This is a genomic window from Kitasatospora sp. MAA19, assembly GCF_029894125.1.
In the GTDB taxonomy this organism is placed as follows: domain Bacteria; phylum Actinomycetota; class Actinomycetes; order Streptomycetales; family Streptomycetaceae; genus Kitasatospora.
This window is the reverse complement of record NZ_JARXYZ010000009.1, coordinates 107,671-120,949: the sequence shown is the minus strand read 5'-3', so window position 1 is coordinate 120,949 and position 13,279 is coordinate 107,671. Positions and strand designations below refer to the sequence as shown.

At 73.6% G+C, this 13,279-nt stretch carries 9 protein-coding genes and 1 pseudogene; 5 read left to right on the top strand and 5 right to left on the bottom strand.

Annotated elements, in window-relative coordinates; genetic code table 11:
• Positions 1 to 97: 97 nt before the first annotated feature.
• Positions 98 to 390 (top strand): annotated as a pseudogene (locus P3T27_RS16460) (integrase); the annotation flags it as partial.
• 170 nt (positions 391 to 560) lie between these two features.
• Entirely contained in the window at positions 561 to 1,682 is a 1,122-nt protein-coding gene (locus P3T27_RS16455) for an alpha/beta hydrolase (protein ID WP_280679005.1), read from the top strand.
• Here P3T27_RS16455 and P3T27_RS16450 read toward each other — a convergent pair.
• Genes P3T27_RS16450 through P3T27_RS16430 form a run of 5 tightly spaced genes read right to left on the bottom strand, consistent with a single transcriptional unit; the run spans position 1,672 to position 8,190 of the window.
• Entirely contained in the window at positions 1,672 to 2,982 is a 1,311-nt protein-coding gene (locus tag P3T27_RS16450) for an FAD-dependent oxidoreductase (RefSeq protein WP_280679003.1), read from the bottom strand. The genes P3T27_RS16455 and P3T27_RS16450 overlap by 11 nt on opposite strands.
• Positions 2,979 to 3,770, bottom strand: a complete 792-nt coding sequence (locus tag P3T27_RS16445; protein ID WP_280679001.1) for an ATP-binding cassette domain-containing protein — start codon at positions 3,768 to 3,770, stop codon at positions 2,979 to 2,981. Before P3T27_RS16445 ends, P3T27_RS16450 begins: the two co-directional genes overlap by 4 nt.
• Positions 3,767 to 5,617: a dipeptide/oligopeptide/nickel ABC transporter permease/ATP-binding protein gene (locus tag P3T27_RS16440; RefSeq protein WP_280678999.1), complete on the bottom strand. Its 1,851-nt coding sequence runs from the start codon at positions 5,615 to 5,617 to the stop codon at positions 3,767 to 3,769. The genes P3T27_RS16445 and P3T27_RS16440 overlap by 4 nt, the downstream gene beginning before the upstream one ends.
• A 7-nt stretch (positions 5,618 to 5,624) precedes the next feature.
• On the bottom strand, positions 5,625 to 6,593 hold the full coding sequence (locus P3T27_RS16435) for an ABC transporter permease (protein WP_280678997.1): 969 nt from the start codon (positions 6,591 to 6,593) through the stop codon (positions 5,625 to 5,627).
• 13 nt (positions 6,594 to 6,606) lie between these two features.
• On the bottom strand, positions 6,607 to 8,190 hold the full coding sequence (locus P3T27_RS16430; RefSeq protein ID WP_280678995.1) for an ABC transporter substrate-binding protein: 1,584 nt from the start codon (positions 8,188 to 8,190) through the stop codon (positions 6,607 to 6,609).
• A gap of 211 nt (positions 8,191 to 8,401) precedes the next feature.
• On the opposite strand from P3T27_RS16430, the gene P3T27_RS16425 reads away from it, so the two are divergent.
• From P3T27_RS16425 to P3T27_RS16415, 3 genes are all read left to right on the top strand, one after another.
• Entirely contained in the window at positions 8,402 to 10,102 is a 1,701-nt protein-coding gene (locus P3T27_RS16425) for a DUF885 domain-containing protein (RefSeq protein ID WP_280678993.1), read from the top strand.
• A 312-nt stretch (positions 10,103 to 10,414) separates the two neighbouring features.
• Positions 10,415 to 10,771, top strand: a complete 357-nt coding sequence (locus P3T27_RS16420) for a DUF5132 domain-containing protein (RefSeq protein ID WP_280678991.1) — start codon at positions 10,415 to 10,417, stop codon at positions 10,769 to 10,771.
• Between the two features lie 195 nt (positions 10,772 to 10,966).
• Complete coding sequence (locus P3T27_RS16415; RefSeq protein WP_280678989.1) at positions 10,967 to 13,261, top strand: ABC transporter ATP-binding protein/permease; 2,295 nt, start codon at positions 10,967 to 10,969, stop codon at positions 13,259 to 13,261.
• Positions 13,262 to 13,279: the final 18 nt, after the last annotated feature.

The window sequence follows — 13,279 nt, the reverse complement described above, 5'->3', positions numbered from 1 at the left end:
GGAGAACGCCGACGCCGACATCGATGCGGCTGTGCCGCTCGAAAAGTCATCGTCGCAGCTGGGCGAGGCGTCGATGGTTCACTGGGATCATGTCCGCGTGATCGTGTGCCTGCTGTACAAGGTGGCCCGGAGGCTGCTGTCCGTCTCGTCGGTCTTGCTTCGCGGGGAGGCGGCGAAGGGCGCGGAGCTGCTCGTGCTGAGGCACGAGAATGCGGTGCTGCGCAGGCAGCTGGCCGGCCCGGGGTCCGCTACGAGCCAGCCGACCGGTTCTGGTTCGCCGCCCTGTCCGCGCTGATACCCCGGCGGTGCTGGCACGAGGTCTTCCCGGTCACCCCCAGCACCCTACTCGCCTGGCACCGCAGGTTCATCGCCGCGAAGTGGGACTACACCACCCACCGACGCTGCCCTGGATGAGGTTTTCGGCAGGGGCAAGGCCCGGGCGAGAGCGGACTACGAGATGCGCGGCCGTGACTCCGAGCAGCAGGTCATGAGCGGTGCGTTCGCATCGAGTTGTGACCCGTGAGCCTGCGTTCGAAGGCGCGGATGGGGGAAAGGTTCGGATGGCGGCAGGTTTCGAGTGCTACGCCGGAGGATCGATGCGCTGGGACGGACGGGTCGTGAACTCGCTGCTCGCCCTGCTGAGCCGGGACTGGCTGGGCGTGCCGGTTGCGTTGACGGTGGTCGGCGCGGGTGGCTGGCTCGTCGGCCTGGACGCGGGGTCGTGGGTTGTGGCGCTCGGTGGTGTCCTGGTGGCTGTCGGTGCGGTGCTGTTGACGGGGGCCGTGCGGCACATGGTGCTGGTGGCCCGCGAGTCGGGGGCGCGACCGGTGCCGGGGACGCTGGTCGACGTGGGCGGTCACCGGATGCACGTCCTCGCCGAGGGGGGTGCCGGGGGCGGGCCGACGGTGGTCTGGATGCCGGGTGGGCATGCGCCGGGCGCGGAGTTCGGGCGGCTGCACGCGATGATGGCGGCCCGGACCCGCTCGGTGCTGGTCGACCGGTTCGGCTCGGGCTGGAGTGATGTCGGGCCCTTCCCGAGGACGACGGCGGCCGAGGCGGAGGAGCTGGTGGCTGCGCTGGAGGCGGCGGGGGAGCGGGCTCCGTACGTGTTCGTCGGCCATTCTTTCGGCGGGCTGCTGGTCGCGAATGCCGCCAGGCGGCGGCCGGACCTGGTGGCCGGGCTCGTGCTGCTGGATCCGACACCCCTGGAGGTCATCGCGTTCGCGCCGCCCAACCGGCTGGTCGCGGGCATGCGCGGGGAGTTCCTGCTGACGGCGGTGCGGCACCTGTTCGGTGTGCACCGGGGCCGGGGCGGCCGGACCGGCCAGTACTGCGCGGCCGCGTCGATCTTCGCGGAGCTCTCGCCCGGCGGGCTGGCGGGGGTGGGCTGGAAGACCGTGGTCTACGACGGGGACCTCGGTGACCTGCCGCTGGTGCTGGTCATACCCCGCGACCTCACGGGTGGCGAGGCGGTGCTGGCCGCCGCCGGGGACGCGGCCGAGGCCGAGCGGGTCGGCCGCTTCTACCTCGGGGCCCGGACCCGTTACCTCGCGGCGTCGACCGCGTCCCGGGTGGTGTACACGCCGGCGGGCACCGGCCATGACTTCCCGACCGAGGCGCCCGGGTTCGTGGTGGGGGTGGTCGCGGAGCTGGTGCGGGAGCTGCGCACGTTCAGCCCATGACCGTGCGGGCGGAGCCGGCCCGGGCCGGGCGCCGGCGGGAGAAGGCGCCCAGGTCCACGACGTTGCCGGTGTGCTCGCAGCGGTAGCGGACCGGGTCGCCGTCGTGGTCGTGGCCGGCTTCGACCAGGTCGATCAGGGTGGCGAGGTAGCGGCCCACCAGCGGGGCGTTCTTGAACTGGTTGCCGCTCGTGCCCATGGCGACGTAGTAGCCGTCGAGGGCGGTGCGGTCGTAGATCGGGGTCCAGTCGTCGGCGGCGTCGTACACGCCCGCGACCCCGAGGGGCCGGTTCGGGACGCCGATCTCCGGGAAGCGGCGGGCTGCCCGGGTGACCTGGGTGCGGAAGCGGTGGGCGGTGGGGCGGGGGTCGGCTTCGTCCGGGTCGTCGATCCACTCCGGCAGGTCGCAGGGTGGCTCGGTACCGCCGACCAGGAGGTGGCCGCCGGAGGCCGCTCGCAGGTAGGTGCCGAGGTCGAGGTCGGCGACGACGGGGCCGAGTCCGGGACCGGTGGTGTGGCCGCTCGGTGCGACGACCTGGTGGACCTCCTCGCGCAACGGGCGCACGCCGATGGTGAAGTCGCTGCCGACGCCGGACAGCCGGTTGAGGCCTCCCGACCACGGGCCGGCGGCGTTGACCACGACCGGCGTGGCGATTCGCGTTCCGTCGGCCAGCCGGATGCCCGCCACCCGGTCCGCGTGCCGGTCGACGGCCACCACGGTGTGGTGGAACAGGAAGCTCGCGCCCAGCTCACCCGCCGCGTCGGCGAGGTTCTGGGCGGCGAGCTGCGGGTCGTCGACGAACCCGGCGTCCGGGGTGACGAGGGCGCCGAGCTCGCCGGTCGGTGCGTCGAAGAAGGCGTCGTCGTCCACCGGCTTCGGCGGCCAGTACCGCCCGGGGTCGATCCCGGGGAGGCGCCGGCGCAGCGTAGGGGCGTCCCACCGTTCGTACCGGACGCCCGCGCGGTCGAACAGGGCGGTGACCCCGGACGGTGTGACGGCGGGGGAGTCGAGCAGCACGGCGCCGGTGCGGTGGAAGGCCGCGAGCGGGCGGCGGCCGGTGAGCCGCAGGTGGTCGGGCCAGGACGTCCAGAGGTGCTGGGCCTCCCAGGCCGTGGCCACGCCGTCGAAGGTGGAGTAGTTGAACCGGATGATCGCACTGGAGGCGCTGGTGGAGCCGTGGCCGACGGCGCCCGCCTTGTCCACGACGACCACCTGCCGCCCGGTGCGGGCGAGTTCGAGGGCGACGGCGGCGCCGATCACCCCGGCCCCGACGACAACCGCGTCCGGTCGGCCGGTGGTCATGACGGCCTCTCACCGGGCAGGGAGGTGCGCAGGCTGGGCACGGAGGCGAGCAGCGTCCGGGTGTAGGGGTGCCGTGGGTCGCGCAGCAGGGCCTCGGTGGGGGCGGTCTCGACGATCCGACCGTGCCGCATGACCGCCACCGCGTCGGAGACGTAGCAGACCGCGGGCAGGTTGTGGCCGATGAAGAGCATGGACAGGCCGAGCCGTTGCTGGAGGTCGCGGATCGTGTTGAGGACGGAGGCCTGCACCGAGACGTCGAGCGCCGAGGTGATCTCGTCGGCGATCAGCAGTCCGGGCTCGACGGCCAGGGCGCGGGCGACGGCGACCCGCTGGCGCTGGCCGCCGGACAGCTGTCGAGGCAGGCGGTCCGCGAACCGGGGGTTCAGGCCGACGAGTTCGAGCAGATCACCGACGCGCTCGGCACGGGCGGGCCGGTCGAGCCGGTGAAAGACGGTGGCGGCCTCGACGAGGGTCTGGCGGACGGTCATCCGGGGGTCGAGCGCGGTGTCCGGGTCCTGGAGGACGATCTGGACCAGGCGGCCGAGCCGGCGCCGGTCGCCGACGGTGCGGGCCCGGACTTCCCGGCCGTCGAGCAGGACCCGACCCCCGTGCACGGGGGTGAGGCCGACGATCGCGCGGGCCAGGCTCGACTTCCCGGAGCCGGACTCGCCCACGAGCCCGAGCGTGGTGCCGGGCGGGATCTCCAGCGAGACCCCGTCCACGGCGGCGACGGGGCCGCGCGGGCCGTGGTGGCGGACGGTGAGGTCGGTGAGCCGAAGGGCGGTCATGACGCGAACACCTCCGCCGCCACCGGGTACCAGCAGGCCACCCGGTGGACCGCGTCGAGGTCCTCCAGCGGTGGGGCCTCCTCGGCGCAGTGGTCCCGGCGGCGCGGGCAGCGGGGCTCGAACGGGCAGCCCGGGGCGGGAGCGAGCGGCTCGGGCAGGGCGCCCTCCACTGTCGGCAGCGGCCGGTCGCGGTCCGCGGTGAGGTCCGGTACCGACGCGACCAGGGCCCGGGTGTAGGGGTGCCGGGTGCCGGTCGGGAGTCGGTCGGCGGGCAGGCTCTCGACGATGGTCCCCGCGTACATCACCAGGACGCGGTCGCAGAACTCGCCCACCAGCGCGACGTCGTGGCTGATGAACAGGACGGCGGCGGAGGTGTCCCGCCGGATCTCGGACAGCAGCCGGGTGATCTGCCGCTGCACGGTGACGTCGAGTGCGGTGGTCGGCTCGTCGGCGATGATCAAGCGGGGCCGCACCATCAGCCCGGCGGCGATCATCACCCGCTGGCGCTGGCCGCCGGAGAGCTGGTGGGGGCGTGCCCGCAGCACGGCCGGAGGGAGGGCGACCCGGCGCAGGGCGTCGGAGGCCTCCGCCAACGCCTGGGCGCGGCTCGCGCCGCGATGGGTGCGGACGGTCTCGGTGAGCTGGGTGGCGATGCGCAGCGACGGGTTGAGCGCCGAGGCCGGGTTCTGGAAGATCATCGCCAGGCCGGTCGCGAGGTGGCGTTCGCGCTCCTTCGGCGTCATGGCGGCGAGGTCGGCGCCGAGCAGACGGTGGGTCCGCCGGGAGATCCGGGCCCGGTCCGGGAGCAGGTCGGCGACGGCGAGCGCGGTGAGCGATTTGCCGGAGCCGGACTCGCCGACGAGTCCGACGATCTCACCGGGCCGCAGGGACAGGCTCACGCCGCGCACTGGTCGGATCACACCGTCCGGGGTGGGGAGTTCGACGGTGAGGTCCTCGACCTGGAGTACGAGACCCGCCGCGGCGGGCCCGCTCGTGGAGGCCGGCGCAGCGGGCGTACGGGGTGCCGGGCTGCGCCGGGCGACGCCGCCGGCCAGCACCTCACCGAGCAGTTGGAACGCCACCGCCGCGTAGAGGACGGCCAGGCCGGGTGCGAGGGCGGGCAGGGGCTCGGCGTAGATGCGGTCGAGTCCCTGGTTGAGCAGCTGCCCCCAGTCGTAGCCGGGCGGTTGGACGCCCAGGCCGAGGAAGCTCAGCCCGGCGAGCGCGACGAGGGCCGTGCCCGCGGCCGTGGTGGTGCTCAGCAGCAGCGGTTCGGCGATGTTGGGCAGGACGTGCCGCCACAGCAGCCGGTGCCGGCGCAGACCGAGGACCCGGGCCGAGGCCAGGTGGTCGGTGCCCGCGACGGCGGCGGCGAGCGTCTGGGCGAGCCGGGCGAAACCGGGCACGCTGGAGACGGCGAGGGCGAGCATCGCCCCGCCGGCGCCCGCGCCGAACACGACCGCGAGGAACATCGCGACCAGGAGTGCGGGGAAGGCGAGCAGGAGATTGATCAGCCCGGCGAGCAGCCGGCGGGTGCGGCGGCCGACGACGGCGGTGGACGCGCCGAGGAGGATGCCCCCGGTCGCACCGAGCAGGACCGCAGCCAGCGCGAGCAGCAGGGAGGGCCGGGTGGCCGTCAGGACGCGGTCGAGCACGTCCCGTCCGAGGCTGTCGGTGCCGAACGGGTGTGCTGCGGACGGACCTTGCAGCACCGCGGTGGGGTCGGGCCGGTCGGCCGCCGCGCCCCAGAGGAGCGGGCCGGCCAGTGCGAGCACGACCAGGGACGCCAGCATGGCCGCCGCGGCCCAGGCCATCGGCGAGCGCGGGTACCTGATGGGAAGGGACATCGGATCCTCAGCTCTCCCTGATCGCCGAGCGCGGGTCCAGCAGAGCCAGCAGTACGTCGACCAGGAGGCCGGCGAGCAGTACGGTCGTGCCCAGGATCAGCACCATCGCCTGGACCACCGGGTAGTCCTGGGTGACCACCGACTGTGCCAGCGCCGAGCCGATGCCGGGCCAGGCGAACACCTTCTCGACCAGCACCGTGCCGGCGATCAAGGCGGGCAGCAGGCTCCCGGCGACGGTCAGCGCGGCGGTCGCCATGTTCGGCGCCGCGTGCAGCAGGTAGCGGCGGGCGGGGGACAGCCGTTTGCTCCGGGCGGTGCGCAGGTAGTCCTCGGACAGCACCTTCAGCGCCTCCACCCGGACGATGCGCACCAGGACGGCCGTGGGCGCGAGGGAGAGCGCGAGGACCGGCAGGACGAAGGACTCGACGCCTGCCGAGCCGGCCACCGGGAACAGCTGGAGGCCGACGGCCAGGAACGCGGTGAGCCCGGCGGCCAGGACGAAGTCCGGCACTCCGGCCAGCCCGGCGGTCAGTGCCGTGAACGCCAGCTCACTGCGCGGGTGGCGGCCGTCGCGGGTGCGGACGGCGGCGAGCAGCCCGCAGGGCAGGGCGACGGCGAGGGTGACGAGGAAGGCCAGGCCGGCGATCTCCAGGGTGGCCGGCAGCCGGGTGCGGACCAGCTCGGCGACCGGGGTCCCGGTGACCAGCGAGGTGCCGAGATCGCCGTGCGCGAGGCCGCTCAGGTAGTCCCGGTACTGGGACAGGAACGGCGCGTCGAGCCCGAGTTGGTGTCGGCGCGCGGCCACCAGGGCGGGAGCGGCGTCGACGCCGAGCGCGGCGCGGACCGGGTCGCCGGGGACGAGACGGATCATCGCGAACGACGCGGTGAGCACGACCCCGAGGGAGAGGAGCAGCCGGGCCGTGCGGCGGCCGAGGAACGCCGTCCAGGGATTCCGCAGCAGATGGGGCAAGGACACGGTGGGCCCCCGGTCACTGGTGGAGGCGGATGCTGGTGGGGACGAGCTGACCGCCGAAGGTGGTGGCGAAGGTGGTGCTCCGGCCGTACACGGTGCTCCGGCCGTCCGCGATCGGCAGGGCGTCGACCGAGCGGAAGAGGGCGGCGGCGGCCCGGTTCCAGGTGCCGCAGCCTTCGGTGTCCGGCTCCCGGAGGGCCTCGGCGACCAGGGCGTCGTACTCGGGGTTGGCGACGCCCGCGAAGTTGAGGCCCTGGGCGGGGGTGGGGCCGGAGAAGAACGGGACGAAGCCGACCGGCAGGGCGAAGCCCGGTGAGGTGCCGACCACGACGTCGAAGTCGCCGGTCTGGTACATGGCGTTGACGAGCGCGGGCAGGCTCTCGGTGACCAGCTTGACGTCCGCGCCGAGTGCCGTCCAGGTCCGGGCCATCAGCTCGGCGGCGGGCGGCAGGGTCGGTCCGAGGTCCGGGCTGGTGATCAGGCGCAGCCGGAGCGGCTTGCCGTCCTTGGTCAACCGGCCGTCCGGGCCACGGTTCCAGCCGGCCGCGCGCAGGGCCTCGGCGGCGTCCTGCGTCGGCAGGTTCGCGGCCGCGAGGTCGGCGTGGCAGACGGCGCCCTCGGCGCCGAAGTCGGTGGCGGGCCGGCCGGTGCCGCCGACGGCGACGTTGGCGAGGCCCTGGCGGTCGAGCGCGGACACCAGGGCCCGGCGCAGGGCCGGGTCGGCCAGCGGCCGGCCGGGGCGCTGGTTGAAGAAGGTCATTCCGACGACGGTCGCCACGTCGGTGGTGGACAGGCCGTGGCCGGTGAGCCGGGCGCGGTCCGGCCCGTTCACGTCCGCGATGTCGACGCCCCCGGTGAGCAGCAGGTTCGCGGTGGTGGAGGCCTGGGGCACCACCGAGATGACGAGGCGGGCCGGCAGGCCGGGCGCCGCGGTGGTCGCGCCGTCCGGGCCCCAGGTGTAGCCCTCGCGGACGGTGAACTCGTACGGCCCGCCGGGGGAGTAGCGGCTCAGGACGTACGGGCCGGTGCCGTGGGTGGCGCGGTCGAGTGACTGGGGTCGGTCGAGTCCGGCGGGGCAGACGATCGGCAGCAGGCCGAGGGTGCGGGTGAGGAAGGGGAAGGGGGCGGCGGTGCCGGCCGACACGGTGCCGGTCGGGTCGTCGGCGGTCACGGTGAAGGGGACGTCGGGCAGGACGGTCTGGGCGCCGGCGAGCTGGTTGGCCGGGTCGCCCGCGTACGTCAGCGCCCGGGCCACCGCCGAGGCGGTGAGGGGGGCGCCGTCGGAGCAGGTGATGCCGGGGCGGAGAGTGAAGGTGGCCGTGGTGGTGGTGGCCTGCCAGGAGGAGGCCAGACCGGAGACCACGGTGCCGTCGGGGGCGAGGTTGACCAGCGAGTCGTAGGCGTAGCGGGCCTGGGCGGCGCCGAAGGTCGAGTACGGGTCGAAGCTCGGCGTCTCACTGGCCGCGGCGATCCGGACGGTCCCGTGCTCGACGAGCGGAGTGCTCGTCGAGGACCGGGCGGTGCCCCCGCAGCCGGCCACCGCGACGGCCGTGACGGTGGCGGCGAGCGCACGGGCGGCCGGCAGGGTGCGACGGGGCATGGGCGCCATGGTGCCACCGAGTTGTCCCGCTGACGAGTCAACTGACGTGTGTGGCAAGTCTGTTCGAAGAGCGAAAGTCGCCTGTGGCTGCGTCCGGGAGCCGTTCGCGCGGCCCCGGGCGATCGGGTTCGTCTCACCCGTTCGAGGGATAGTACGGCCGCGGTTCCGCGGACCGGGCGACTGGGCGGCCGGTCATCGCCACACTGGCCGCATGAGGACGAGGACGAGCGAGTCGGGCGAGGAGTTCGGTCGACTGGCCGACGATTACTGGGAGTTCCTGCTGGAGCGCGATCCACTGCTGAGGGTGCGCCAGGGCCTCCCGGTGGAGATGCTCCCCGGGGCTTCGCTCGCCGAGGCCGAGGAGCGGGCGCGGTTCGCGGAGGGTGTGCTCGGGCGGGTCCGGGCACTCGAGGGTGTGGGGTCGTCCGGAGTCGACGCCGACACCGCCGCGTTCCTCGCGGGGTTGGCCGAGCAGGAGCTGCGGTCCCACCGTTGCTACTGGCTGACGCCCGCGGCCACGCCGTACCGGCTGTTCCCGCTGTCGCAGTACGTCGACGCGGTCCTGTGCCCGTTCCGCTTCGCCGAACGGCCGGACGTCGAGCGGTACTTGTCGCTGCTGCACGAGCTGGCCCGGGTGGTCGGCTCGATCGCCGACAAGGCGGCGGAGCAGGCTGTACGCGGTTTCCGGGTGCCGGCCCCTGCCCTGGCCGGGGCACGCGCCACCGTCGTCGGCCTGCGGGCGTCCGTGGCGCGCCGGGTGGAGGTGGACGACGACCGACTCGGCGGACTGGGCCGCGCCGACCGCGGACGGCTCCGCGACGGGGTGCATCGGCTGGTGGAGGTCGAGCTGGCACCGGCCTTCGACGGCCTGCTCGCCGTCCTCGACGACCCGGCCTACCTGCGCGACGCGCCGCGGTCCGTCGGCTGGGCGCAGTACGCGGGCGGGGAGGAGGCGTACCGGGAGTTCGTCCAGACTCACAGTGGGGGCGACACGCCGCCCGAGCGGCTGCACGAACTCGGTCGCGAGCAGTGCCGTGAACTGGCCGAGCGGATGGGGGAGGTCCGCACCGCCCTCGGATTCCCGGGCCCCGAGGAGGAGTTCCACGAGCGGCTGCGGAGCGAGCCCCGGCTGTACGCCCGGTCGCCCGAGGAGGTCGAGGCCCGCTACCGCCGGTACCTCGACCGGCTGGCCCCGTCGCTGCCGCGGTGGTTCGCCGCGCTGCCGGCCGCCCCGTACGGGTTGGCCCGGCTGGACCGGGCGCTGGAGGCGGGGATGACCTTCGGGTACTACCAGCAGCCCACGGCGGCCGACCCGATCGGACGCTACCGCTACAACGGCGCGGGCCTGGAACGGCGGTCGCTGCTGGGCGCGGCCTCGCTGATCTACCACGAGCTGGCGCCGGGCCACCACTTCCACCTGGCCCGCCAGGCGGAGGACCGATCGCTGCCTCAGCTGCGCCGTGAGGTGGCCGAGTTCGGCGCGTTCAACGAGGGCTGGGCCGAGTACGCGGCCGGTCTCGGCTGGGAGATGGGCCTCTACGACGACCCGTGGGACGCGTACGGGCGCCTCACGCAGGAGCGGTTCACCGCGCAGCGCCTCGTCGTCGACACCGGGCTCAACCTCGGCACCATGAACCTGGGGCAGGCGCGGGACTTCATGCGCGCCAACTCCACCGAGGCGGACGCCCAGATCGCCTCGGACCTGCTGCGGTACTCGACGGACCTGCCCGGGCAGGCGCTGTCCTACCGCGCGGGGTACCTGGAGTTCGCCCGGCTGCGGGAGCGGGCTGAGGCCGGCCTGGGCGCCGGGTTCGAGGTGCGGGCCTTCCACGAGGCGGTCCTGGGCGGTGGCGGGCTGCCGTTTCCCGCCCTCCGGCGGCGGGTGACGCGTGAACTCGGTACGCCCCAATGAATGGAAAGTCATATGAGCGTATTGGCATGTGGGCATGCGTTCGTCAATTCGAGCTACAGAGAAAGATCGAGAGCACTCGCATGAGTGAAACCGGGTGGGAATGTTTGGCTTCGACGGACCCGGCTCGACTACGGTGAAGCGAGAGCGGGCGGTTGGTCCCTCGAGTGCGGAATTCATCCCGGCGGGAAATCCGGCGGGGAACGTCGAATTCCGGAGTCGGGTGCTTCCGTCCGCCCAGTCGTGCGGTGCTCCGGTGCGTCCGCAGTTGCCCGGGGTCCCTGTCATACGTCCGCGTAGAGAGGATGGAGCATCATGCCGCCCCTAGTACCGCCCTTCCTGGTCGGCCTCATCGTCGCGCCACTGGCCAAGCGTCTCCTCAAGCCGCTGGTGCGAGGCGTCGTCAAGACCTCCGTCGGCCTCGCCCTGGAGGTCAAGAAGGCGGCCCACGAGGCCGGAGAGAACATCCACGACCTCGCGGCCGAGGTGGCCGCCGAGGTCGTGGCGGCGCAGGTCTCCGCCGGTGACGGCGAGGCCCCCTCGGGTGACGGCCGGCGCGCCGCCGAGGTCGCCGTCCCGCACGGCGAGAAGAGCGAGGCCGCCGACCGGTCCGAACACGAGGCAAGGAGCCCGAAGATCCGCGCGACCGCCGGCGTCGGCAAGGCGCACTGACGGCCCGCCCGGCGACCCCGGCCGCCGTGTGAGCGCATGTTCCGATCAATCTCGGAACAAGGCTCCCGCGCGGCGGTCGGCTGCGGGCCTGTCGGTAGCAGCAATATCCCCTCAAGAATTCCCGCCCCTGTCGCGGCAATTCCGTCGTGCCCGTGACGGTTTTCTCGCGACCTCCGCAAACAGGTGATCGTACACATGCCCTCTCTGCTGGGTGCCGCAGCCGGATACCGCTCCGTGGATGTGGACGTGCGCCCGCGCTCGGTCATTCCGGGCCGGCAGCGCTGGGACGTCAAGCTGGTCCTCGGGCGGCCCCGGATGGCCGAAGTCCTCGCCGCGGCCCTGCGGCGCGTCCCCGGGATCCGCGAGGCGCAGGCCAGCCCGGTCACCGGCGGGGTCCTCGTCCGGCACGACGCGCGGGTGAGTGCCACGGACGTCGGCCGGATCGTCCGCAGAGCCGTCACCCTGGTTGCGGAGGGCCCGGCCGGCGCGGGACGCCGGGCGCCGAACCGGCCCGGCGCCGAACCGGCCGCGCGGGTGGATCGCGGCGTCGTCGTGCGCCCCGTGCTCGCCGTCGGAGGGTGCGTGGCGGCCGGCGTCGCGCTGATCCGCGGATCGGCGCTGAGCAGGCAGCTGGTCGCGCTGGGCGGCGTCGCGGCGGCGACCGCGGCCGTCGTCCGAAAGGCCTGGCGCCGAACGGCCGACGCGACCAGGGACCTGTCCGGGGCCCCCGGGCGACACCCCCTGCTGGAGATCGTCGGACCGCACCGTCGCCGCCTCTACCGCGCCTCCGCGCTCTCGGTCGCCTGCCAGATCTCGGAGATGGCGCTCGGCACCTTCCTCGGCTGGACCGCACTGGTGCTCATCAAGGGCGAGGCCGCGCCGCTGGTCCGTTTCGGCCTGACCACCGCGTCCGCCCAACTCTGGGGCCTGGCAGGGCTGGTGACCATCGCCTGTGCCGCCGTCGCGGGCCTCTCCTACTCCTCGAACCTCCAGTGGCGTCAGCTCGGCCAGGACATCGAGCACGACTGGCGGGGCCGCACGTACGAGCACGTGCAGCACCTCGAACTGCGGCACCTGGAAGGCGAGCGGACCACCCGGATCGCCGGGGTGCTCACCGACGACGTCCGCCAGCTGGGCACCTTCTTCGCCACCTCGGCCAACGACGTGCTGCAGCTGGGCACCAGCCTGGCCATCCTGGTGCCGCTGTTCCTCCTGCTGGCACCGCAGATCGCCTGGATCGCCTTCCTGCCCATCCCGGTCATCGCCTGGCTGTCGCTCCGGTACCAGGACAAGGTCACGGCCGACTACGCCGTCTCCGGTGAGCACCGGGCCAGGCTGCACAGCCAGCTGGTGAACACGCTGGAGGCCGGCGCCACCGTCAAGAGCTTCTGCACCGAGGACTACGAGGCCGAGCGCATCGACCGGCTGAGCGCGGCGGCCCAGGAGAGCAACGAGCAGACCGACCGGAGCACGATCCGCCACGCCGAGACCGTCAGGGTCTGCACGACCGGCTCGATGGCCGGCACCCTGCTGATCGGCGGCCGGTCGGTGCTCAACGGCAGCCTGCCGTTCGAGGTGTTCAGCCCCCTGATCGGGCTGCCCCAGATGGTGCTGCTGCGGATGAACCGGCTCGGCGGCATCGTCGACCAGTACCAGCGCACGCTGGCCGCCTACGACCGGGTCCACCACCTGCGGGCCCTGCCCGTCGAGACCGAAGGCACCGGCGGACCGCTCGACACCGAGAAGGTGCGGGGCGAGATCGTCCTCGACGACGTGACCTTCGCCTACCCCGGCCGCCCGCCGGTGCTGGAGGACCTCTCACTGACCATTCCCGCGGGCCAGGTCACCGCGCTCGTCGGCGCCACCGGCTCCGGCAAGACGACCGTCGCCAAGCTGCTGATGCGCTTCCAGGACACGGAGTCCGGTGCCGTGCTGCTCGACGGGCGCGACGTGCGCGACCTGCCGCGCCGGGACCTGCGGGACGCGGTCGGGTTCGTCGCCCAGGACCCGTTCCTCTTCGACGGCAGCATCGCCGACAACATCCGCTACGGCAGCTTCGGGGCCTCGGACGAGTCCGTGGTCAAGGCGGCCACGATGGCCGAGGCGCACGCCTTCGTCGCGACGCTGCCGGACGGCTACGACACGGTGATCGGCGAACGCGGCGCCGCGCTCTCGGGCGGCCAGCGGCAGCGGATCGCCCTGGCGCGGGCGATCCTCAAGGACGCGCCCGTCGTGATCCTCGACGAGGCCACCTCCGCCGTGGACAACGAGACCGAGGCCGCCATCCAGCGCACGCTCCGGAGGTTCGCCGCCGAGCGGACCATGGTCGTGATCGCCCACCGGCTCTCCACCGTCCGCCACGCCGACCGGATCTACGTCATGGACAAGGGCGGCGTCGTGGCCGAGCAGGGAACCCACGACGAACTCCTCGCCCAGCACGGACTCTACGCATCCCTCTGGCGGCTCCAGGCCGGCGAAATCGCCGCCTGAGCACCGCAGCAGCGCCCG

What these genes read in the sequence shown, in the direction of transcription:
- P3T27_RS16445 (WP_280679001.1), bottom strand. Translation starts at nt 3,770, where the DNA reads ATGACCGCCCTTCGGCTCACCGACCTCACCGTCCGCCACCACGGCCCG.
- P3T27_RS16415 (WP_280678989.1), top strand. Translation starts at nt 10,967, where the DNA reads ATGCCCTCTCTGCTGGGTGCCGCAGCCGGATACCGCTCCGTGGATGTG.
- P3T27_RS16455 (WP_280679005.1), top strand. Translation starts at nt 561, where the DNA reads ATGGCGGCAGGTTTCGAGTGCTACGCCGGAGGATCGATGCGCTGGGAC.
- P3T27_RS16440 (WP_280678999.1), bottom strand. Translation starts at nt 5,617, where the DNA reads ATGTCCCTTCCCATCAGGTACCCGCGCTCGCCGATGGCCTGGGCCGCG.
- P3T27_RS16430 (WP_280678995.1), bottom strand. Translation starts at nt 8,190, where the DNA reads ATGCCCCGTCGCACCCTGCCGGCCGCCCGTGCGCTCGCCGCCACCGTC.
- P3T27_RS16425 (WP_280678993.1), top strand. Translation starts at nt 8,402, where the DNA reads ATGAGGACGAGGACGAGCGAGTCGGGCGAGGAGTTCGGTCGACTGGCC.
- P3T27_RS16420 (WP_280678991.1), top strand. Translation starts at nt 10,415, where the DNA reads ATGCCGCCCCTAGTACCGCCCTTCCTGGTCGGCCTCATCGTCGCGCCA.
- P3T27_RS16450 (WP_280679003.1), bottom strand. Translation starts at nt 2,982, where the DNA reads ATGACCACCGGCCGACCGGACGCGGTTGTCGTCGGGGCCGGGGTGATC.